The organism is Pseudomonas sp. DG56-2 (assembly GCF_004803755.1).
Taxonomy (GTDB): domain Bacteria; phylum Pseudomonadota; class Gammaproteobacteria; order Pseudomonadales; family Pseudomonadaceae; genus Aquipseudomonas; species Aquipseudomonas auratipiscis.
In genome coordinates this window covers 644,578-665,231 of record NZ_CP032311.1, presented here as the reverse complement: position 1 = coordinate 665,231, position 20,654 = coordinate 644,578, and the positions used below count along the sequence as shown (strand labels likewise).

The window sequence follows — 20,654 nt, the reverse complement described above, 5'->3', positions numbered from 1 at the left end:
GTTTACCGAGTTCCACAATGCGTGCGAGCAGCGAATTGCTGCCGCCGCTAAAACTCGTGAAATGAGTAGAGAAGGAAATCCTCATGACTGATGCTCCGAATGAAACGCTGTATGCCGAAGAAATCTCGTCGTTTCGAGGCATGATCTACATGCTCAAGAATGGCCGCGAGATTCCACTGCGCCTCAGTCGCGCCCAAGACAAATTTACCTGGGGCGTTACCCCCGAAGACGGTTGGCTCCAAGCAGGCGGCAATCAAGAGCCGCCATTGCTTACCTTCAATTTTCATTCGCAGACTGAAGATCGCCTGCACTTCAACATTTCCAGACCCGGGCAAACCGGCCCACAGTATCTAGGCATCAGTCGTAACGGCTACCTGGGCCTTTACGAACACGCTGAAGTCACAGACTACTGGAAGCTCGAACCGCTGGAGTGGACTGAAAAGGGACTGATTTGCCGCTGGCGCGACCACCAGGGGCATCAGGTCAAAGCCATTGCAGACACCCCCCATCTCGACCGTGGCCAATACTTCCTTCTGAACGTCACCGAAGGTGAAACCCACCGGTTCCTGATCAGGCGAATCGACTGATCAGACTACTTGCGCGGCTTGGCTCGCGCCGTAGCCTCTGCCACCAGAGGATCGTCCGGCCAGTAGTGCTTGGGATAGCGTCCTTTCAAATCCTTCTTCACTTCGGCATAGGTAGTGCGCCAGAAATTGGCGAGGTCCTGAGTCACCTGAACCGGGCGCCGCGCAGGTGACAACAGGTGCAACAACACCTGCTGTCGACCCTGGGCGATGCGCGGGGTGTCAGCCAAGCCGAACAGCTCCTGCAGGCGCACGGCAAGAATCGGCGGGTGTGCGCTGTAATCCAGGCGGATATTTGAGCCAGATGGCACACTCAAGTGGACCGGCGCCCACTCATCCAGGCGCTGGGGCAACGGCCATGGCAGCAGGTTGCGCAGTATTGACGGCAGGTCGAGCTGGGCAAAATGGCTCAGGCGTGTAACGTTGCCCAAGTACGGTTGCAACCAGTCCTGCAACGTCGCCAGCAAAGTAGCGTCGCTCAAGTCCGGCCACTCGCTGTCATTGCCTGCCTGCAAGTCAAGCTGGCGCAACAGGGCAATGCGCGCCTGCCACTGGCGCAGTTCCGGGGTCCAGGACAACAGCGCCAGGCCCTTGCGGCGAACCAGGTCGAGCAACGCCCGAGCGCGAGCATCTTCAGCCAGTCCCGTCAGCGCTTCGCGACTGAGCACCAACTCACCCACCTTGCGCTGACGCTCGGCGCGCAGCGCATTTTCGCGCTCATCCCAATCGAGAATATCCAGGCTACGGACTTGCTCGGTCAGAACCCCGTCGAACAATGCCGGGTCAAACTCGGCAGCCAGGTAGATCCGCTCTTCACGCTGTCCCTGACGACTGCCCAGATCCGCGACCACCAACCACGCACACTTCATCAACGCGTCAGGCTCGGCAAACAGTGCCGCACGGCCGTTGGCCAGACGATACTCCCCGCCTCCGGCACGTCGCTGCTGGGCAACCCGGTCCGGGTAAGCCAGCGCCAACAAGGCGCCAAGCCAGCGTGAATGCTCGGGGTCGGCAACGGCTGAACCGGGTTTGCCGCGCAGGTAGCCGCGGTATTGACGCGCCAGCTGCCGGGCGCGCTGGACTGCACCCTGCCCACCCTTTGCTGCGCGCGTTTCACCGCTGAGCAACGCCAGGCGACTGTGCAGGTCAGCGCCGCCGCCGCGCACGATATCGCGCTCGCCAAGCAAGGCGGCAACGTCGCACGCCATGTCCGCCAAGCCCATATCCTGGCCACGCAGTAGCAGATGAGCGATGCGCGGATGCGCGGGTAGTTCGGCCATGGCCTGACCATGAGTACTTAGACTGTCCGGGCTGTCGGCCTTGAATGCGCCCAGACGCTGCAACAAGTCCAACGCCTGGGCGTACGCGGCCGGCGGCGGCTGATCAAGCCAACTCAACTGCTCCGGGGTAACACCCCAACGGGCCAGTTGCAGGGCGAGCCCTGCAAGGTCGGCCTGCAGGATTTCGGCGCTGCCGTAGGCGGCCAGTTGATCGTGCTGGGCTTCGGACCACAGTCGGTAGCACACCCCCGGTTCAAGCCGCCCGGCACGACCGGCGCGCTGGATGGCACTGGCTCGGGAAATACGTTGGGTATTCAGACGAGTCATACCGCTGCCAGGATCGAAACGCGGCACCCGTGTCAGCCCGGCGTCGACCACCACTCGCACCCCATCGATAGTCAGGCTGGTTTCGGCAATATTCGTCGCCAGAACGACCTTGCGCTTGCCCGCGGGTGCGGCGTCAATGGCGGCACGCTGTGCATCGAGGTCCAGCTCGCCATACAAAGGGCACAAGAGGATGTTTTCACGCGTACCCAAAGCATCTTGCAGTGACTGATGCACCCGACGAATTTCCGCCTGACCGGGCAGAAACACCAAGACGCTGCCACTTTCGTCAGCAAGGGCCTGCAACACGGCATCAACAACACGCGGTTCAATGTACTCACCCGGCTGAAATGGCCGCCCCCAGCGTACATCCACGGGATACATGCGCCCCTCGCTGCTGATCACTGGCGCGTCATCGAGCAGGCGGGACAAGCGCTCCCCTTCCAGCGTCGCCGACATCAACAGGATTTTCAGCGGTGGCTCGTCGCGCAACAGCTCTCGGCCATTGAGGCTCAGAGCAAGGGCCAGATCAGCATCCAGGCTGCGCTCGTGAAACTCGTCGAAAATCAGCAAACCGACACCTTCAAGTGCCGGATCCGCCTGCAAGCGGCGGGTGAGGATACCCTCGGTAACCACTTCGATACGGGTGTTGGGCCCCACCTTGCTGTCCAGACGAATCCGATAGCCCACGGTCTGCCCGACCTGCTCACCCAACTCACTGGCAAGTCGCTCGGCCGCTGCCCGCGCCGCCAGGCGGCGAGGTTCGAGCATGAGAATGGTCTGGCCGCTCAGCCACGCTTCATCAAGCAGCGCCAGCGGCACACGCGTGGTCTTGCCGGCACCAGGCGGCGCTTCGAGTACGGCCTCATGGCGCAGGCTCAAGGCCTGGCGCAAAGCGGGGAGTACGGCATCGATCGGTAACGAAATCATGGTGGCCCTCAAACAATGCGCCGAGTATAACGGCGAACCGAGCCTGGCTTATCATGGTCTTAGCTGTAGATGCCGGCTGTTTGCCTGTATCGTTGTGGCCCTCATTCGGAGATTTCCATGCGTATTCCTTCTCGTGTCATTGGCGGCGTTCTGGTCGCCACCCTGCTGACTCAACTGACAGCCTGCGGCACGCTCTTCTACCCTGACCGTCGCGGCCAGATCGAAGGCAAGATCGACCCGGTAATCGCCGCCATGGACGCCATCGGTATTCTCTTTTACGTACTGCCTGGGCTGATCGCCTTTGGTGTCGACTTCGCCACCGGCGCCATTTACCTGCCACACGGACGTACCGCACAGGTTGCCCCGGAAAAGCTCCACGAGGCGGTCACAGCCGACGGCAAGGTCGACAACAGCAAGCTGCAGGCTATCCTCGAGAGCGAACTGGGCCAGCGCCTGCCGCTGAACGATCCGCGCCTGATCATGCACAAAGGCAGCGTTGAACAACTGGCGATGTACGGCCTCAAGCCCGCCGCCTGAATACTCAAAGGATGCCCACGGCAGCATGATTCCTTCGGCTGAACACCAACGCCTGCTACGTCTGGCCACCCGTGCATCACTGGCGGTGGCCAGTATTTTGATCCTGACCAAGGCCGTGGCCTGGTGGTTGAGCGGTTCGGTGAGCATGCTCGCCGGCTTGACCGATTCGGCGCTGGACGGCGTCGCCTCCTTCCTCAACCTGCTGGCGGTGCACTATGCCTTGCGCCCGGCCGATGACGACCACCGTTACGGACATGGCAAGGCCGAAGCGATGGCAGGAATGGCCCAGGCGCTTTTTATCGGCGTCAGTGCCGTGCTCATTGGTGTACAGGCGGTCGAGCGCCTGCAAAATCCGCAACCGCTGGGCGACACGACCATCAGCATTGCGGTGATGGTGCTGTCGCTGGGCCTGACCATGGCGTTGTTGATGCTTCAGGCAAAGGTGATTCGCGCAACCGGCTCAACCGCGGTTCGCGCCGACTCGCTGCACTACCGCTCCGACTTGCTGCTCAACGGCAGCATCCTCATCGCCCTGGTGCTGGCACGTTTTGGCTGGCCACAACTGGATGCCTTTTTCGGACTCGGCATCGCCCTGTACATTCTCTGGAGCGCGTTGCAGATCGCTCGGGAAAGTTCGGCAATCCTCATGGACCAAGAGCTGCCCGGCGACATCAGTGAGCAAATGCTGGCGTTGGCCTGCGAGGTCCCCGGCGTACGTGGAGCCCACGACCTGCGCACGCGGGTCTCAGGCAATCATTGGTTCGTGCAGGTGCACCTGGAGCTGCCAGGCGACTTACCCCTGACTGAAGCGCATGCATTGTGTGTCCAGGCCTCGGCCGCTATTCGAGGCAAGTACCCGAAGGCAGAAGTGTTGGTGCATGCCGATCCGGTGATGTGAGCGCCCACGGAATGCGCCTATCTGCGTCGCTCAGTTGACGCTATACCCACGCCCGCTCAAGCAAGCGCCCAACGCTCGTCGATACCCGTCCGCAACCTGGGCCGCGGGTGCATAGCTGGCCGTTGCCGGGTCAAAACCCGTCTGCTGCACTGCCCAGCGATGACACTCATAGCGGTCACGGTCGAGCTGCTCCGGACTCTGGCCGGCAGCCGGATAAGCGACAACATCGTAGCCATTACCGTTACCCGACGTCGGCGGATTGACCACCACATATTCGTTGCTGTCCTGCACATACTGGTAGTAGGTACCCGCCGCCAGAAAAAACTGCGCGTCGCCTACCCATACTTGACGGGCATAGTCCGGCAAGTAGTTGACCCGCGCCCCATACGGCGGTGTAACCACTACATAACGCGGCCCTTGGGGGCGATACCAATAGCCCCCGGAATAGAAATAGTCGTGGCCGCGATAAGGCACCTGCCAGTACTGCTCGGGAAACCGATCAATCACATGCCCCGGCCGATACTGCGGCCCTGGGCCCCAACCGTTACCCTGCCCATCCGGTCGCCCTGGCCAGCTTTGATCATGGGGACGCTGCCCGGGGCCGCCCGCCTGGTAGTAACGATTGCTATCGTTGCGTCGAGGAATGTCCTGGTAGTACCCGGTACGCGGTTCCTGGGTTTGCCGCACCTCGTCCGGGCGCGATTGCAGCGGCGATCCGCCTTGCCCTTCAGCCAACACAGACAGGCTCGTGCCAAGCAAACCAATACCGGCCAGATGCCAGATGTACGACTTCATACAGTTCCTCGCGGGGCCTTGAAAATGGACCTGAACACATCTTTCAGTCCCTCTGGCATGAGATATCGGCTGGAAGATGAAAAATTGCAGGCAATAAAAAAGGTTGTTCATGGAATTCCGGGAACTACGCACCGGGGCCTGCTAGCGAGTGAGCACCGGAATGTGGCTCGAATGGCGATGGACATATCCGTTTGTTGGGGTGGCACTACTGGCCGGCTTCGCTTTTACGGCGACCCACTTTCGTCGGGGTGTATGGACCGGACACATGGTGGACACGTGTACGGAGACATGGTTGACACATTATCGCCTGCCATCCGGGTTGTCCCTTCGGTAGGTTGAGTGTAGGTATTGCGTAGTCGGGTGCAGCCTAGACAAAAGGGATGCGCCGTAAGAGCGCAAAGGTGATCCGAAACCGCCTAAGCCAATGGATCAGCACTGGCTGAATGGGGCACCACCTACGCACCGGAATGTGGCTCAGGTGTCGATGGGCATATCCGTTTGATGTGGTGGCACCACTGGCTGGTTTCGCCTTTACGGCGACCCGCTTTTGTCGGGGCAAAAGTGGGCAAAACCCCTTGTCCCTGCATTCGGCCCTGCGCTGCGCTCCGGGTTCCCTCATTCCACCCTTGCTCCCGTGGGGACCGCGCCGAAGGGCCGTCCTGGCCCTGCGGCGCTCGCCGGCCATCCATGGCCGTCGCCCCACTGCGCAAGGGTTCCATTCGGCCTACTGAAGGGACGATTTGTGGCGTCTGCACGATTTGTGTAGGGAGAAGCACAGCAGCGGCAACGGCAACGGCAACAGCGAGGTGCTGGTGTGCAGCTTTTGCTTTTGATCTGGCTCTTCGTACATCGCCAGCCCAGACACCCTGGATCGTCCCTTCAGTAGGCTGAGTGTAGGTATTGCGTAGTCGGGTGCAGGCCATGGATGGCCTGCGAGCACCGTAGGGCCAGGACGGCCCTTCGGTGCGGTCCCGACGGGAGCAATGCCGGAGCGTAGGGACCCGGAGCGCAGCGTAGGGCCGAATGCAGGGACACACGGTTTTGGTTCCTTTTGCCAAGACAAAAGGGACCCGCCGTAAGGGCGGAAGGGGCCAACAGCGGCGCCGCATTGAATGGATAAGCTCACAGCCTCAAATCCCAGCCCAGCCCAGCCCAGCCCAGCCCAGCCCAGCCCAGCCCAAAGATCATGCCCCCGGGATTTCGTGAAGAACCATAAAAAAGGGAGACCTGAGGCCTCCCTTTGAGAATTTTGTCCGTGCTCGACGCTTGTGACGTCGGCTCACCTCACGCTGTCTTGTGAACAGTGTGTAGCCCGGGGGCCGAGCACAACCCTGTTGGGTTGCTGGCCGCAGCTGCCCCGATAAGGCCAGCTGCACTGGACTGATGTCCGGGCAGTGATTCTGGGTGTAATCATAGGGTTAGCGCGGCGGCAGAGGATTGCGAAGATTGCTCATTCAAATAGCACTTGCGCAATTTTTACCTAAGGATTGATAATTCAACGCAATCGAAACAGAAAAGGCATGATCCATGAGCAAACTGGACCGCTACGACCTGAGTATTCTTGCCGAATTGCAGCGCGACGCACGCATCTCCAACCAGGAACTGGCCGAACGTATCGGCCTGTCACCCTCGCCTTGCTCGCGACGGGTCAAGCAATTGGAAGACGACGGCTACATCTCCCGCCAAGTAGCCCTGCTCGATCGAAAGAAACTGGGCTTGAGCCTCACGGCTTATGTGCTGATCGGTATGGACCGCCACACGCCAGAACGTTTCGAAGCCTTCGAAACAGCGATTCGCAGCCTGCCGCAGGTGCTGGAGTGCAGCCTGGTGACCGGGATGGACGCCGACTACCAGCTCAAAGTAGTGGTCCCCGACATGGACCACTATCAAAAGCTGCTTCTGGGGCACCTGACCCGAATTGAAGGCGTGACCAGCGTGCGCTCCAGTTTCGTGCTCAACCAGGTTCTGGCCAGCACCGAGCTACCGTTAACGCACCTGCGTTAGTCAGACTGGCGAGCGAGGCGTATAATTGCGCGCCTCAACTTGCCGGAGAGTACCGATGGATCCTGCGTTGTTCGAAGAGTGGATGATGACCATCCTGGTCACCATCCTGATTGGTTTCATGGGTTTTATCGTCTGGGACCTGGCGAAAAAATCCAAAGCCGGCAAGTTCGGCACGTTCATTCTGTTTTTCGTGCTTGGCCTGGGTATCCTCGCCTTCATCATCAAAAGCGTAGTGATCGGCTATATCGAAGGCGTCTAGCGCCTGGCAGGCACTTCCCGCCATTGCCCCTGATCCAGACCGTCCAGCGTCCAGTCGCCGATCCGCACGCGCACCAAGCGCAGGGTCGGCAGCCCGACGGCAGCGGTCATGCGCCGCACCTGGCGGTTGCGTCCTTCCTTGATCACCAACTCCAGCCAACTGGTCGGCACGCTTTTGCGAAAGCGAACCGGCGGGTTGCGCGGCCACAGCTGCGGCTCTTCGAGCTGACGGGCCTCGGCAGGCAAGGTGGGGCCATCGTTAAGCTCGACACCCTCACGCAAACGCTGCAGCTGTTCTGCGCTTGGTTCACCCTCGACTTGCACCCAATAGGTTTTCGCCAACTTGTGCTTCGGGTCGGCTATGCGCGCCTGTAGCTGGCCGTCATTGGTCAGCAACAGCAAACCTTCACTGTCGCGGTCCAGACGCCCAGCCGGGTAGACACCCGGAATTTCGATGAAGTCCTTGAGGGTTGCGCGCCCCTCGCCGTCACTGAACTGGGTCAGCACATCGAAGGGCTTGTTGAACAGAATCAACCGCGGCTCGGCCGGCGGCGCCTTGGACTGGCGACGCGGGCCGGAGGGTTTGGCCGCGGTTTTACGCGGCTTGGAACGTGGGGGTAACGGCATGGGGCCTCAGCGGAACGGCGGCTCGTCGAAACTGCGCAGTTTACGCGAGTGCAGCGAATGCAGCTCGGTACGCAGCAGGTCCAGTGCGGCGATACCGATCTTCAAGTGCTGGCTGACAGCACGATTGTAGAAGGCGTTGGCCGAACCTGGCAGCTTGATCTCGCTGTGCAAAGGCTTGTCCGAAACACACAGCAAAGTGCCGTACGGCACCCGCAAGCGATAGCCCTGGGCGGCGATGGTGCCACTTTCCATGTCCACTGCCACCGCCCGCGACAGGTTGATCAACGGTCGCTCCTGAGCCCAGCGCAACTCCCAGTTACGATCGTCATAGGTCAACACGGTGCCGGTTCGCAGGCGCTTTTTCAGCTCCTCGCCACGCTCGCCAGTGACTTGTGCTGCGGCTTCCTGCAACGCCAGTTGCACTTCGGCCAGTGCCGGAATAGGTATGTGTGGCGGCACGACACGATCAAGAATGCCATCACGGCGCATGTAAGCGTGAGCCAACACGTAATCGCCAATGGTCTGTGACTGACGCAGGCCTCCACAATGGCCAATCATCAACCAGCAATGTGGACGCAACACGGCCAGGTGATCGGTAATGTTTTTGGCGTTGGAAGGGCCGACGCCAATATTGACCAGGGTGATGCCATCGCCATCAGCGGCAATCAAGTGATAAGCCGGCATCTGGTAGCGGTGCCACACCACGCCTGCGACCAGCGCCTGGGCCTCACCGTTGTCCATGCTCTTTTCAATGATCACGTTGCCCGGAAGAACCATGCGTACAAAACGCGGGTCTTCGCGCAGACGCTCCAGGCCATGGGTAACGAACTGGTCAACATAGCGGTGATAGTTGGTCAGCAAAATCCACGGCTGCACATGGCGCCAGTCGCTGCCGGTGTAATGCACCAGGCGGCGCAAGGAGAAATCCACCCGCGCCGCATCGAATAGCGCCAGCGGCAACGGATCGACATTGGCCCAGTCATAGAGACCATCGGCGATGCCATCGGTCGCCGCCGACAGATCGGTACTCGGGAAAACCCGCGCCAGCGCAGCCGCGGTGATCCCGCTACCCGCCAATTCATCGCCCTGCTCGACCACATAGGGGTAAGGAATATTCTGTTGGCTGACGCCCACTTCGACGGTGACAGTGAAATCACGCATCAGCGGCTTCAGTTGCTCCAGCAAGTAGCTGCGAAAAGCCGCAGGCTGAGTCACGGTCACGCTATAAGTGCCAGGCAACTGGACCTTGGCGTAGGCGCGGGTTATCGCCGGGACCTCACCGTGGTACTCATAAGTCAGACGCAATTCCGGGTAGCGGAACAATGCGCGTTCCTGGGCGGTTGGCTCGGTGCGATCCTTGAGGTAGCGCTTGAGCGCCTGGCTCAGGGCCCCTGTGGACTCTTCGTGCAGGGCCGCCAAACGATCGACGGCCTGCTCGGCGGTTTCTACGACAACGAAGGCTTCATCAGTACGGCTCACAATGTACTTCCTGTCTGACATGCATGTGACCATCTTGCCTTTATATTCTTACAAAGGCACGCATGTTAGAGCGGCCAATTCGGGGTCGAGCGCGCCACTATTTCGCCAACATCCACACCTCGGGGCAGCCCCCCGTAGACCCGGCCACTGCCGCCCAGACGGCTGCCTATAAATGCATCGCTGACGGTAGCATTGCCGGCTTCGAGCAACAGCTTGGCCTGCAGGCCCAGGGCAATATCTTCGGTGAGCTGGCGAGCGCGGTATTGAACATCGCCAGTATCGGCGAATGCAGCCTTGAGGTTGCCAATGTGCACGGCCAGCCGCGGATCACCATGACCATCGCCTAACTCATCGAACAGGGCATCCAGCACACCGGGTTCTTTGGACAACGCGCGCAACACATCCAGGCACTGGACGTTACCTGAGCCTTCCCAGGTGGAATTCACCGGGGCCTCTCGGTACAAGCGTGGCAGGATGCTGTCCTCTACATAACCAGCGCCGCCCATGCATTCGGCCGCTTCGTTGATCATTGCCGGCGCACGCTTACATATCCAATATTTGCCCACTGCCGTAACCAGGCGCGAGAAACGTGCTTGTTGCGGGTCATCCGGCTGATCAAGAGCGCGCCCCATGCGCAGGCTCAAGGCCAATGCCGCCTCACTTTCCAGGGCCAGGTCCGCGAGGACGTTTTGCATCAATGGCTGTTGCGCCAGCAAACGCCCGCCTACCTGGCGATGAGCACAGTGATGGGCTGCCTGAGTCAGGGCCTGACGCATCAAAGCGCTGGAGCCAACCATGCAATCGAAACGGGTCATGGCGACCATTTCGATAATGGTTGGCACCCCGCGCCCTTCCTCACCAATCATCCACGCCAGGGCGCCGCGAAACTCAACCTCACTGGAGGCGTTGGAGCAGTTGCCGAGCTTGTTTTTCAAGCGCTGGATATAGAACTGGTTGCGGTTGTCATCCGGGCGATGACGCGGTAGCAGAAAACAACTCAAACCTTTGTCGGTCTGGGCCAGGGTCAAAAACGCGTCACACATCGGCGCCGAACAGAACCACTTGTGACCGACCAATTCGTAGGCCTGCCCCGGTCCTGGAGCGCCCACGGGGTAGGCGCGCGTAGTGTTGGCACGGACATCGGTCCCCCCCTGCTTTTCGGTCATGGCCATGCCCAGCGTTACCCCGACCTTGTGCCGGTCGCCGATGTTGCGCGGGTCGTATTCAGTGGCCAGCACCTTGGGTAGCCAATACTGCGCCAGCTCCGGCTGAAGCTTGAGCGCGGGTACGGCGGCGAACGTCATGGTAAGCGGACATCCACTGCCCGCTTCGGCCTGACTGTGCAAATAGGTCATCGCGGCGCGGGCGACGTGAGCGCCCTCGCGTGGCGCTGTCCAGGGCAGCGAAGGCAAGCCGTGTTCGATGGCCGTGCGCATCAGGTCATGGTACGCCGGGTGAAACTCCACCAGATCGATACGATGACCATAGCGGTCGTGACTATGAAACTGCGGCTTGTTCTGATTAGCCAGGAAGCCTGCAGCCATTAATGGCCCACCGGCGAGTGCCCCGTAGGCATCAATTCGGTCCTGCGCCCAGCCTGCTCCGAAGTGCCGCGACCATTGCTGCAAAGGCAGGTCGATCCGATACAGATTGGCGCCATCCAGCGATGGCGGCTGATTGGTGACTTCGTGGGTTTCAGCGTACTGGTGCAGGTTCATCAGGGGGCTCCTGGATCTGGAGATGACTGAAATTTCAGTGAATCACGCCCTCCCCTGCGGTCAAAGTGACAAATACGCCTAACTAGCCGCGATTTACCCCCATTCCGGCCAGTGCCTGCGGTTGGCTCAAGGCAAGGCTCAACCCCAACTCGAAGCGGCTTCCCACGCCTGGGCTCGACTCATGCTGCAGGCGCGCGTTGATCAATTCGGCCAGTTGCCGGCAGATCGCCAGACCGATACCGAGACCGCCGTACTGGCGGCTCATCGAGCCATCGACCTGGAAGAATCGCTGATAGATGCCTGGCTCGGCCAAACGGTCAAAGCCGATACCAGTGTCACTGACACTGATGGCCAGGCCCAACAGTTCGGGGCCCTGCAAGCATCCGCGCACCTGCAACATGACACCGCCCTGGTGGCTGAACTTGATCCCGTTATCCAATAGATAGCTGATGCACAGGGCCAGTTTGTGGCGGTCGCCGACCAGCATTTCGGGCAGATCTGCCGGCACATCCAGATTCAGGTACAAACCCTTGCTCAACGCCACGGCGGCATATTTGGCACGCAGTTCCTGCAACAGATTGCGCAGGCCGAACGGCGCATTCTGCGCACTCAAGCGACCGGCCTGCAGTTCGGTAAGGATCAAGATGTCATCAACCATGCTCATCATGTCCTGGGCAGCGGAGCTGGCGGTGTGCTGGTACTGGGCCAACGCATGCCCCATGGGCTCTGTCTGCATTAACTCAAGCGACCCGATCACACCATTCATCGGCGTGCGCAGTTCATGGGTTACCGTCGCGAGGAACTCATCCTTCAAGCGGTTGCTGTCGGACAACTGCCGATTCAATACTTCCAGTGCCCGGCCTGTATCACGCAGCGCCTGGGCCTGCTGGTTACGCATACTGTTGATACGGTCGGCCAACGCCAGCGACAACAGACATACCTCAAGGGCTGAACCGATCTGGCTGGCATACATGGTCAGGAAAACATTGGGCAGGTAGCCAAGCACCATCAGGGTGTTGACCAGGCCACCGAGCAGGAACGCCGTCCAGGCAATAATGAAGTAGCGCGCCACGCGCAAGCCCCGCCACCAGGCATACAGCCCGGCGGCAAAGATACTCACAGTGAACAGCAGCGCCAGGACAGTGGCCAGGCGCAGGGCAATGCCGTAGCTGCTGACCAGCGACAACAGCATCACCAGCGCACCACCGCCCATCAACACCTTGAGCAGGCCATCGAAGGCCTTGCTGTGTTGGGCCATTTGCAGAAAGGTGCGGGCAAACTGGCATCCAAATAAGCCGGCAGCTCCGATGAACAATGGTGTAGCAGCGTTCGCCCACCAGGGATTGTCTGGCCAGAAGTAGGCGACGCCAGCACCGTTGACCGATACCTGGTAGAGACCAAACGAAGCGATATAAAGGATGTAATAGAGGTAACTGGTATCGCGGACACTGAGGTAGATGAACAGGTTGTAGACCAACATCCCCAGCAGCACGCCGTAGATCAGGCCGAGTACATAAAGCCGCGTGGGTTGTGCTTCCAGATAAGCCTCGGTGGACCACAGTGTCAGCGGTGCCTGGACCGAACCCTGGCTATGCAGGCGCAGGTAGACGGTAGTGGCCTGCCCCGGCGTGAAGGGCATTTCGAACAGATAGTCGTTCTGCTTGATCTGCCGGCTGTCATACGGCAGCGCATCACCCGTGCGCTGGGCCAGGCGAAAAGCGCCGGCACTATCGGCCAGGTACAATTCCAGATGGTCCAGCGGCGGGTAGGCAAGCTCCAGCAACCAGTTGCGCGGCGCGGTAGCGGGCGGGGCGCTGTAACGCAGATCGAGTTTGATCCAGAACACCGACTTGGAGTAACCGGCATTCAATACGTCAGCGTGATGTGTACGAAAGTGCTCAATGAACGCCGGAGCGCTCACCTGCGCGATGCTGGCATTACCCTCGCGGTCCTCGAAGACCTGCATCACTCGCCCCAAGGGCAGGCTGCGGGTTGAGTCATCAAAATCGATCGCTGTGGCCAACATTGGCAACCAGCCCAGCACAACAATCAGCAAATAGCGCATACAGCCCCAGCATGGTCTGTCCGGTCATGTCGCAGCAGCCTCCTGTCCGTTTGAGGCGACGCGATCCGGCAGTAACCGTTATCGGTATGTTCGAGCACTCTAGCATAGCTTTTCCAAGCTGCCAGGGGCCACTTAAAAATCCTCAAGAAAGGCTCTAGCACGGCACTTTCAGAGCATTAAAGCTCAACACGCGAGCGCTCTATCAAAAAACCCGGGCGCGGGGGCAGACCCGACAAAAGCGATTGATGGTAAGCTCGCGCACCATGAATACTACCTACAGCTCCCGCCCCGTTGTCCTCTGTCTCTCCGGCCACGACCCCAGTGGCGGCGCCGGCTTGCAGGCAGATATCGAAGCCCTGATCGCCCAAGGGTGTCACGCCGCTCCCGCCGTGACCGCCTTGACCGTGCAGGATACCGTCAATGTCACAGACTTTCGTGTCCTCGACCGCGAGTGGGTACTGGCCCAGGCCAATGCCGTGCTTGCCGACTCAACGGTAGCCGCGGTGAAGCTGGGTATGCTCGGCTCACTGGCGATGGTCGACACTGTTGTCGAGCTTCTCAGTGCCCACCCGCATCTACCGCTGGTCTGCGACCCGGTACTGCGTGCTGGCGGTGGTGGCCGCCTGGGCAAGGATGAGGTCGGCTACGCCATGCGCGAACGACTGTTGCCGCTGGCTACCATTGCTACACCAAACCTTCCCGAAGCGCGCATCCTTGCCGAACTGCCTGAGGGCACGGCGGATGAATGCGCGGAAAAACTGTTGCCCTACGTCAGACACCTGCTGATCACTGGCGGTCACGGTGACGAGCACGAAATCCATAACCGCCTGTACAGCCGCGACGGTCAGCAACACACCTGGACCTGCCAGCGCCTGCCGGGCAGCTACCATGGCTCGGGTTGCACCCTGGCCAGCGCTCTGGCCGGCCGCCTGGCCCTGGGCGAACAATTGCAAAGTGCCGTACGCTCGGCCCTCGACTACACCTGGCGAACCCTGCGTGACGCCGAACAACTGGGCAAGGGCCAATATGTGCCGCGCCGCTTACCCCTGGATTTCTGTTCCTGAGCTCGAGGCATCGACATGAAGCTACGCGGTCTGTACGCAATCACTGATAGTCAGCTGTTGGCCGGAAAGTTTCTGCCCTATGTCGAAGCAGCTCTTGAAGGCGGCGTGACCTTGCTGCAGTACCGCGACAAAAGCCAGGATGAAGCCCGCCGCCTGCGCGAAGCTGAGGCCTTGGCTGAACTCTGCGCCCGTTACAAAACCCACCTGATCATCAATGACGATGCTGAACTCGCAGCGCGCCTTGGGGTGGGTGTACACCTGGGCCAAACCGATGGCCCATTGACGCCGGCCCGGACCCTGCTCGGGCGCGAGGCGATCATCGGCTCTACCTGCCACGCCCAGCTGGACCTCGCTGAGCAAGCCGCGCGCGAGGGCGCCAGCTACGTCGCCTTCGGCCGCTTCTTCAATTCCGTGACCAAGCCGGGCGTTCCAGCCGCCGACAGCGCCCTGCTGGAACAAGCGCGCACCCGCCTCAAGCTGCCGATCTGTGCGATCGGCGGCATCAACCTGGACAACGCTGCCCCGTTGATCGCCCACGGCGTCGACCTGCTGGCAGTGATTCATGGCCTGTTCGGCGCTGACAGCACACAGGAAGTCACCCGCCGCGCACGCGCCTTCAACGCTTTGTTTGCATCTGCCTGATTGAGAGAGCCCATCATGTCTCGTTCCGAAACTCTATTTGCCAACGCTCAGAAACACATCCCCGGTGGCGTCAACTCACCGGTGCGGGCGTTCAAGAGCGTTGGCGGCACGCCACTGTTCTTCAAACATGCCGAAGGTGCCTACGTCACCGACGAAGACGACAAGCGCTATGTTGACTATGTCGGCTCCTGGGGCCCGATGATTCTCGGCCACAGCCACCCAGAAGTGCTCGACTCCGTGCGCAAGCAGTTGGAACACGGCTTGTCCTATGGCGCCCCGACCGCCATGGAAACCGAGATGGCCGATCTGGTCTGCTCGATCGTGCCGTCGATGGAAATGGTGCGCATGGTCAGCTCCGGCACCGAAGCGACCATGAGCGCCATTCGTCTGGCCCGTGGTTTCACCGGCCGCGACAGCATCATCAAGTTCGAAGGCTGCTACCACGGCCACTCCGACAGCTTGCTGGTAAAAGCGGGCTCCGGCCTGCTGACCCAAGGTGTACCAAGCTCCGCTGGCGTACCTGCAGCCTTCGCCAAGCACACCCTGACCCTGCCGTTCAACGATATCGACGCGGTCGAAACCATGCTCGCCGACGTCGGTGACGAAGTTGCGTGCATCATCGTTGAGCCCGTTGCCGGCAACATGAACTGCGTCCCACCGGCGCCAGGTTTCCTCGAAGGCCTGCGTTCGCTGTGCGACAAGCACGGCGTGGTGCTGATTTTCGACGAAGTGATGACGGGTTTCCGAGTTGCCTTGGGCGGCGCCCAAGCGCATTACGGCGTCACTCCCGACCTGTCGACCTTCGGCAAGATCGTTGGCGGCGGCATGCCAGTGGGCTGCTTCGGCGGCAAGCGCAAGATCATGGAGCAGATTGCACCGTTGGGGCCGGTCTACCAGGCCGGCACCCTGTCGGGCAACCCGTTGGCCATGGCCGCTGGCCTGACCACCCTGAGACTGATCAGCCGCCCTGGCTTTCACGCCGAACTGAGCGACTACACCAGTCGCCTGCTTGACGGTCTTCAACAACGTGCCGATGCCGCAGGCATTCCGTTCGTCACCACCCAGGCCGGCGGCATGTTCGGCCTGTACTTCAGTGGTGCTGACGACATCGTCACCTTCGATGATGTAATGGCCAGCGATGCCGAGCGCTTCAAGCGCTTCTTCCACCTGATGCTCGAAGGCGGCGTGTACCTGGCGCCAAGCGCCTTTGAGGCCGGTTTTACCTCGATCGCCCATGGCGAAGCCGAGCTGAAAATCACCTTGGATGCTGCTGAGCGCGCGTTCGCCAAGCTCAAAGACTAAACGGTAGGACTGGGCTGGCTCCGCGAACTGATGTGGCTGACATAGCACAATCGCAGGGCCGGCCCGCCGCTACCGAGGGTTGCTCAGCAGAAAATCGAGTAAAGACTTTGTAAGGTAGGCGTTGCTTATCCCATAATGTGCCACCAGACACTTTGGCCGCAGCTTTGCAGAGGTAAGTCGATCCCCATGAACCGCACCGGCCGCGCCCTTGCCCTGGGCTGCCTGTTGCTTCTTCAGCCCCTGCTGGTCTACGCAGGCGGTAACTCGTTGCTGATTCCGGCTGCGGGCCGCTGCACCCTCAATTCCCAGCCTGAAGATCTGCCTCAAGCCCTGGCCACCTGTCAGCAGGCTGCGCACGACGGTGATGCTCAAGCTCAATATGAACTGGGCGAGTTCTATTACGAAGGCACCAACACACCGCGCGACCTCAAACAAGCCCTGAGCTACTTCGAGCAAGCCTCATTGCAAGGTCACGCCCAAGCCCAGTACCGCTTGGGCTCCATGTTTTTCAAAGGGGAAGGCGTTGCGGCCAACAACGTACAGGCGTACATCGTGCTGAAGATGGCGGCTGTCAACGGCGCGGAAGATGCGCTGGACCTGGCCGACGAAGTCTCGGAGCAAATGCCCCGCGAAGATCTGGAAGTGGCAACCCAGGTGCTGGGACAGATTTTCCGCAAGTACCTGCTGGAATTGCAAACTGCCGAAGGACGCACGCCCTTCTCGCCACTTCCCTGAAACCTGGCTTTACTTTTCCGGCATCGGCATCGGAAACGGCATCACATTGCTGACGCCTCGCGCTTCGCTGATCTTCGGCGTACCCAGGCGCTCGACTTCATCAATACGCACGATCGAGTGCATCGGCACAAAGCTGCGAACCACGCCTTCAAATTGAGCCTTGAGCTTTTCTTCGCTCGGATCGACCACGACCTGAGTACGTTCGCCGAAAACAAATTCCTCTATTTCCAGGAAACCCCACAGATCGCTCTGGTAGATCTGCTTGGCATACATCTCGAATACCTGGCCCTGGTTGAGAAAGATCACTTTGTAGATAGGAGCTTCGCGCTTGGTCATTTAGGCGGGGACAGTCATAGGTTGTAAAGAATGGGCAAACTATAACATAGCGCCCAGACCGACAACGCTAGGAACCACAACCCTACCCCCTTATAATGTGCGGTTCTTCGAATTACCTGATGATCTCCCATGGCCAAGAAGCTTTATATCGAAACCCACGGTTGCCAAATGAACGAGTACGACAGCTCGCGCATGATCGACCTGCTGGGTGAACATCAAGCCCTGGAGGTCACTGCACGCGCCGAAGATGCCGACGTGATCCTGCTCAATACCTGCTCGATTCGCGAGCGCGCCCAGGACCGGGTCTACTCCCAGTTGGGCCGCTGGCGCGAACTGAAGGAAGAAAACCCGGACATGGTCATCGCCGTTGGCGGCTGCGTCGCCAGCCAGGAAGGCGAATCGATCCGCAAGCGTGCGCCGTATGTCGACGTGGTATTCGGTCCGCAAACCCTGCATCGCCTGCCGGAAATGATCGATGCCGCTCGCACCACACGCCTACCTCAGGTTGACGTGTCGTTCCCGGAAATCGAAAAGTTCGACCATTTGCCCGAACCCCGCATCGACGGCCCCACCGCCTATGTCTCGGTGATGGAAGGCTGCAGCAAGTACTGCACTTTCTGCGTCGTGCCCTACACACGCGGCGAAGAAGTCAGCCGCCCCTTCGACGATGTACTGTCCGAAGTAATTCACCTGGCCGAGAACGGCGTTCGCGAAGTCACGCTGCTGGGGCAAAACGTCAACGGCTACCGCGGCCAGACTCACGACGGTCGCCTGGCAGACCTGGCTGAGCTGATCAGGGTGGTGGCCGCGGTCGATGGCATCGACCGCATCCGCTACACCACCTCGCATCCGTTGGAGTTTTCCGACAGCCTGATCCAGGCCCACGCCGAAGTACCCGAGCTGGTCAAGCACCTGCACCTGCCCGTGCAATCGGGTGCCGACCGCGTATTGGCGGCAATGAAGCGCAACCACACGGTGCTTGAGTACAAGTCCAAGCTGCGTAAGCTCAAGGCGGCCGTACCCGGTATCTGCATCAGCTCCGACTTCATCGTCGGCTTCCCAGGCGAAACCGAGAAAGAGTTCGAGCAGACCATGAAACTGGTCGCCGATGTCGGCTTCGATTTCTCCTACTCCTTTGTCTATAGCCCGCGCCCTGGCACCCCTGCATCCGACTTGCCCGACGAGACCCCAGAAGAGGTGAAAAAGGAGCGACTCAAAGCCTTGCAACATCGCCTCGACACACAAGGCTTCGAAATCAGCCGACAAATGGTCGGTACCGTGCAGCGCATCCTGGTTACCGACTACTCCCGTCGCGACCCAGGCCAACTGCAAGGGCGCACCGAGAATAACCGTATCGTCAACTTCCGCTGCGACAATCCCAAGCTGATCGGCCAGTTCGTCGACATTCGCATCGACGACGCTCGCCCACATTCGCTGTTCGGCTCGCTGGCGCAGTAAGCTGTCCTGCCGGGCCTGAATACAGGCCCGGCGACCCTTGATCGTTTCAGCGCTTTCGCCCTGCAGCGGCTAAGGTTATCCTTGAGTTCATCTCCATTGCCGTTGGGCGGCTAAAAAAACGACCTTGAACGCACCCATAGAACCTCATCGTTTCATCCTCGAACCTTTCGAGGCCCATCGCTTCGCCAATTTGTGCGGGCAGTTCGACGAGCATTTGCGCTTGATTGAACAGCGCCTGGCCATCGAGATCCGCAACCGCGGCAATCAATTTGAATTGATCGGCGAGCCTAAACACACCTCCTCGGCTGAACAGCTGCTGCGCCGTCTCTATCGCGAGACCAAGGCCACTGAGCTGTCTCCGGAAATGGTTCACCTGTTCCTGCAGGAATCTGCGGTGCAGGAACTGGAAAACCCGGCAATCAACGAAGTCAGTGTTTCCCTGCGCACGCGCAAGGGCATGATTCGTCCACGCGGGCTCAACCAGCAGCTTTATGTGAAGGAAATCCTCGGCAACGACATCAACTTCGGCATTGGCCCTGCAGGTACCGGCAAGACCTACCTGGCAGTAGCCTGCGCAGTCGATGCACTGGAGCGTGAGCAAGTACGTCGCATCCTGCTGGTACGCCCAGCGGTCGAGGCAGGCGAAAAACTCGGCTTCCTGCCTGGCGACCTGGCGCAGAAAATCGATCCATACCTGCGCCCGCTCTACGACGCTCTCTACGAAATGCTCGGTTTCGAGCATGTCGCCAAGTTGATCGAGCGCCAGGTCATCGAGATTGCCCCGCTGGCCTACATGCGCGGCCGCACCCTGAACAACAGCTTCATCATTCTCGATGAGAGTCAGAACACCACCGTCGAGCAGATGAAGATGTTCCTCACCCGTATCGGCTTCGGCTCCACGGCGGTAATCACCGGCGACATCACCCAAGTCGACCTGCCCCGTGGCACCAAGTCGGGCCTGTCGCATGTAATCGACGTGCTCAAGGGTGTGCCGGGCATCAGTTTCACCCACTTCCAGCCCAAAGATGTGGTTCGCCACCCATTGGTGCAGCGTATCGTTGAAGCCTACGAGCGCTTCGACAGCCGTCAACAGGACATCAGCGAAGGCACCAAACGCGATGCTTGAGCTCGATCTTCAGCTGGCAAGCGATGCACCACACCCGAGCGAAGACCAGTTCCGACGTTGGTGCGAACTGGCCCTGCGCCAGCGCACTGCTGATTCGGAAATGACCATTCGCCTGGTGGACGAAACCGAAGCGCGTGAGCTCAATCACACCTATCGGCACAAGGACTACGCCACTAACGTACTGTCCTTCCCCGCCGATGTACCGGATGACATGCTCGACATTCCCCTGCTGGGCGACCTGGTGATCTGCATCGCCGTGGTCGAACGCGAGGCCATCGAGCAAGGCAAATCCCTCGAGGCCCATTGGGCGCACCTGGTTATCCATGGTTGCCTGCACCTGCTGGGCTACGACCACATCGATGACGATGAGGCCGAGGAAATGGAAGCACTGGAACGAGAGTTGCTTGCGCAATTGGGTCATCCGGACCCGTACGCCGACGACGAACACGACGCACCCCACACTGATATCTGCAAGGATCACGAGTAACCGCC

At 60.1% G+C, this 20,654-nt stretch carries 19 protein-coding genes; 12 read left to right on the top strand and 7 right to left on the bottom strand.

The window, feature by feature from the left end; translation table 11 throughout:
• Positions 1 to 83: 83 nt before the first annotated feature.
• Positions 84 to 587: a hypothetical protein gene (locus D3Z90_RS03135; protein WP_136474364.1), complete on the top strand. Its 504-nt coding sequence runs from the start codon at positions 84 to 86 to the stop codon at positions 585 to 587.
• Between the two features lie 5 nt (positions 588 to 592).
• On the opposite strand, the gene hrpB is transcribed toward D3Z90_RS03135, so the two are convergent.
• Positions 593 to 3,118 carry an ATP-dependent helicase HrpB gene (gene hrpB / locus D3Z90_RS03130; RefSeq protein ID WP_136474363.1) on the bottom strand — a complete coding sequence of 842 codons (2,526 nt, stop codon included), beginning with the start codon at positions 3,116 to 3,118 and terminating at the stop codon, positions 593 to 595.
• Positions 3,119 to 3,235: 117 nt separating this feature from the next.
• Between hrpB and D3Z90_RS03125 the strand changes: the two genes are divergently transcribed.
• Both D3Z90_RS03125 and D3Z90_RS03120 read left to right on the top strand, forming a co-directional pair.
• Positions 3,236 to 3,655, top strand: coding sequence for a polyribonucleotide nucleotidyltransferase (locus D3Z90_RS03125; RefSeq protein ID WP_136474362.1), 420 nt, complete (start codon positions 3,236 to 3,238; stop codon positions 3,653 to 3,655).
• A 25-nt stretch (positions 3,656 to 3,680) separates the two neighbouring features.
• Positions 3,681 to 4,553, top strand: coding sequence for a cation diffusion facilitator family transporter (locus tag D3Z90_RS03120; RefSeq protein ID WP_136474361.1), 873 nt, complete (start codon positions 3,681 to 3,683; stop codon positions 4,551 to 4,553).
• Between the two features lie 30 nt (positions 4,554 to 4,583).
• Here D3Z90_RS03120 and D3Z90_RS03115 read toward each other — a convergent pair whose 3' ends face one another.
• Positions 4,584 to 5,348 (bottom strand): DUF6515 family protein, encoded by a 765-nt coding sequence (locus D3Z90_RS03115; RefSeq protein ID WP_136474360.1) that lies wholly within the window; start codon positions 5,346 to 5,348, stop codon positions 4,584 to 4,586.
• A gap of 1,527 nt (positions 5,349 to 6,875) precedes the next feature.
• Between D3Z90_RS03115 and D3Z90_RS03110 the strand changes: the two genes are divergently transcribed.
• The gene (locus D3Z90_RS03110; protein WP_136474359.1) at positions 6,876 to 7,352 is read left to right on the top strand and encodes an Lrp/AsnC family transcriptional regulator; all 477 of its coding nucleotides are present in this window, start codon (positions 6,876 to 6,878) and stop codon (positions 7,350 to 7,352) included.
• 55 nt (positions 7,353 to 7,407) lie between these two features.
• Positions 7,408 to 7,611: a DUF2788 domain-containing protein gene (locus tag D3Z90_RS03105; RefSeq protein ID WP_045182665.1), complete on the top strand. Its 204-nt coding sequence runs from the start codon at positions 7,408 to 7,410 to the stop codon at positions 7,609 to 7,611.
• On the opposite strand, the gene D3Z90_RS03100 is transcribed toward D3Z90_RS03105, so the two are convergent.
• The 4 genes from D3Z90_RS03100 to D3Z90_RS03085 all read right to left on the bottom strand — a co-directional run bounded on the left by D3Z90_RS03100 (position 7,608) and on the right by D3Z90_RS03085 (position 13,499).
• Positions 7,608 to 8,237, bottom strand: a complete 630-nt coding sequence (locus tag D3Z90_RS03100; protein ID WP_136474358.1) for a pseudouridine synthase — start codon at positions 8,235 to 8,237, stop codon at positions 7,608 to 7,610. The two genes, D3Z90_RS03105 and D3Z90_RS03100, sit on opposite strands and share 4 nt — an antisense overlap.
• A gap of 6 nt (positions 8,238 to 8,243) precedes the next feature.
• Positions 8,244 to 9,749, bottom strand: a complete 1,506-nt coding sequence (gene amn / locus D3Z90_RS03095) for an AMP nucleosidase (protein ID WP_371922240.1) — start codon at positions 9,747 to 9,749, stop codon at positions 8,244 to 8,246.
• Positions 9,750 to 9,781: 32 nt separating this feature from the next.
• Positions 9,782 to 11,434: an acyl-CoA dehydrogenase family protein gene (locus D3Z90_RS03090; RefSeq protein WP_136474356.1), complete on the bottom strand. Its 1,653-nt coding sequence runs from the start codon at positions 11,432 to 11,434 to the stop codon at positions 9,782 to 9,784.
• Positions 11,435 to 11,516: 82 nt separating this feature from the next.
• Positions 11,517 to 13,499, bottom strand: a complete 1,983-nt coding sequence (locus D3Z90_RS03085; protein ID WP_136474355.1) for a sensor histidine kinase — start codon at positions 13,497 to 13,499, stop codon at positions 11,517 to 11,519.
• Between the two features lie 263 nt (positions 13,500 to 13,762).
• Between D3Z90_RS03085 and D3Z90_RS03080 the strand changes: the two genes are divergently transcribed.
• The 4 genes from D3Z90_RS03080 to D3Z90_RS03065 all read left to right on the top strand — a co-directional run bounded on the left by D3Z90_RS03080 (position 13,763) and on the right by D3Z90_RS03065 (position 17,242).
• On the top strand, positions 13,763 to 14,563 hold the full coding sequence (locus D3Z90_RS03080; RefSeq protein WP_136474354.1) for a hydroxymethylpyrimidine/phosphomethylpyrimidine kinase: 801 nt from the start codon (positions 13,763 to 13,765) through the stop codon (positions 14,561 to 14,563).
• Between the two features lie 15 nt (positions 14,564 to 14,578).
• The gene (thiE, locus tag D3Z90_RS03075; RefSeq protein WP_136474353.1) at positions 14,579 to 15,205 is read left to right on the top strand and encodes a thiamine phosphate synthase; all 627 of its coding nucleotides are present in this window, start codon (positions 14,579 to 14,581) and stop codon (positions 15,203 to 15,205) included.
• A 15-nt stretch (positions 15,206 to 15,220) separates the two neighbouring features.
• Complete coding sequence (hemL, locus tag D3Z90_RS03070) at positions 15,221 to 16,507, top strand: glutamate-1-semialdehyde 2,1-aminomutase (protein ID WP_136474352.1); 1,287 nt, start codon at positions 15,221 to 15,223, stop codon at positions 16,505 to 16,507.
• 186 nt (positions 16,508 to 16,693) lie between these two features.
• On the top strand, positions 16,694 to 17,242 hold the full coding sequence (locus D3Z90_RS03065; RefSeq protein WP_136474351.1) for a tetratricopeptide repeat protein: 549 nt from the start codon (positions 16,694 to 16,696) through the stop codon (positions 17,240 to 17,242).
• A 9-nt stretch (positions 17,243 to 17,251) separates the two neighbouring features.
• Here D3Z90_RS03065 and D3Z90_RS03060 read toward each other — a convergent pair whose 3' ends face one another.
• Positions 17,252 to 17,578 (bottom strand): DUF1820 family protein, encoded by a 327-nt coding sequence (locus D3Z90_RS03060; protein WP_038606593.1) that lies wholly within the window; start codon positions 17,576 to 17,578, stop codon positions 17,252 to 17,254.
• A 129-nt stretch (positions 17,579 to 17,707) separates the two neighbouring features.
• On the opposite strand from D3Z90_RS03060, the gene miaB reads away from it, so the two are divergent.
• The 3 genes from miaB to ybeY all read left to right on the top strand — a co-directional run bounded on the left by miaB (position 17,708) and on the right by ybeY (position 20,649).
• A complete protein-coding gene (gene miaB / locus D3Z90_RS03055) occupies positions 17,708 to 19,036 on the top strand; it encodes a tRNA (N6-isopentenyl adenosine(37)-C2)-methylthiotransferase MiaB (RefSeq protein ID WP_136474350.1) in 1,329 nt (442 codons plus the stop codon).
• 124 nt (positions 19,037 to 19,160) lie between these two features.
• Positions 19,161 to 20,162 (top strand): PhoH family protein, encoded by a 1,002-nt coding sequence (locus D3Z90_RS03050; protein ID WP_136474349.1) that lies wholly within the window; start codon positions 19,161 to 19,163, stop codon positions 20,160 to 20,162.
• On the top strand, positions 20,155 to 20,649 hold the full coding sequence (gene ybeY, locus D3Z90_RS03045; protein WP_136474348.1) for an rRNA maturation RNase YbeY: 495 nt from the start codon (positions 20,155 to 20,157) through the stop codon (positions 20,647 to 20,649). The genes D3Z90_RS03050 and ybeY overlap by 8 nt, the downstream gene beginning before the upstream one ends.
• Positions 20,650 to 20,654: the final 5 nt, after the last annotated feature.

Coding starts and splice junctions, on each gene's coding strand:
- D3Z90_RS03135 (WP_136474364.1), top strand. CDS start 84: ATGACTGATGCTCCGAATGAAACGCTGTATGCCGAAGAAATCTCGTCG.
- hrpB (WP_136474363.1), bottom strand. CDS start 3,118: ATGATTTCGTTACCGATCGATGCCGTACTCCCCGCTTTGCGCCAGGCC.
- D3Z90_RS03125 (WP_136474362.1), top strand. CDS start 3,236: ATGCGTATTCCTTCTCGTGTCATTGGCGGCGTTCTGGTCGCCACCCTG.
- D3Z90_RS03120 (WP_136474361.1), top strand. CDS start 3,681: ATGATTCCTTCGGCTGAACACCAACGCCTGCTACGTCTGGCCACCCGT.
- D3Z90_RS03115 (WP_136474360.1), bottom strand. CDS start 5,348: ATGAAGTCGTACATCTGGCATCTGGCCGGTATTGGTTTGCTTGGCACG.
- D3Z90_RS03110 (WP_136474359.1), top strand. CDS start 6,876: ATGAGCAAACTGGACCGCTACGACCTGAGTATTCTTGCCGAATTGCAG.
- D3Z90_RS03105 (WP_045182665.1), top strand. CDS start 7,408: ATGGATCCTGCGTTGTTCGAAGAGTGGATGATGACCATCCTGGTCACC.
- D3Z90_RS03100 (WP_136474358.1), bottom strand. CDS start 8,237: ATGCCGTTACCCCCACGTTCCAAGCCGCGTAAAACCGCGGCCAAACCC.
- amn (WP_371922240.1), bottom strand. CDS start 9,749: ATGGTCACATGCATGTCAGACAGGAAGTACATTGTGAGCCGTACTGAT.
- D3Z90_RS03090 (WP_136474356.1), bottom strand. CDS start 11,434: ATGAACCTGCACCAGTACGCTGAAACCCACGAAGTCACCAATCAGCCG.
- D3Z90_RS03085 (WP_136474355.1), bottom strand. CDS start 13,499: ATGCGCTATTTGCTGATTGTTGTGCTGGGCTGGTTGCCAATGTTGGCC.
- D3Z90_RS03080 (WP_136474354.1), top strand. CDS start 13,763: ATGAATACTACCTACAGCTCCCGCCCCGTTGTCCTCTGTCTCTCCGGC.
- thiE (WP_136474353.1), top strand. CDS start 14,579: ATGAAGCTACGCGGTCTGTACGCAATCACTGATAGTCAGCTGTTGGCC.
- hemL (WP_136474352.1), top strand. CDS start 15,221: ATGTCTCGTTCCGAAACTCTATTTGCCAACGCTCAGAAACACATCCCC.
- D3Z90_RS03065 (WP_136474351.1), top strand. CDS start 16,694: ATGAACCGCACCGGCCGCGCCCTTGCCCTGGGCTGCCTGTTGCTTCTT.
- D3Z90_RS03060 (WP_038606593.1), bottom strand. CDS start 17,578: ATGACCAAGCGCGAAGCTCCTATCTACAAAGTGATCTTTCTCAACCAG.
- miaB (WP_136474350.1), top strand. CDS start 17,708: ATGGCCAAGAAGCTTTATATCGAAACCCACGGTTGCCAAATGAACGAG.
- ybeY (WP_136474348.1), top strand. CDS start 20,155: ATGCTTGAGCTCGATCTTCAGCTGGCAAGCGATGCACCACACCCGAGC.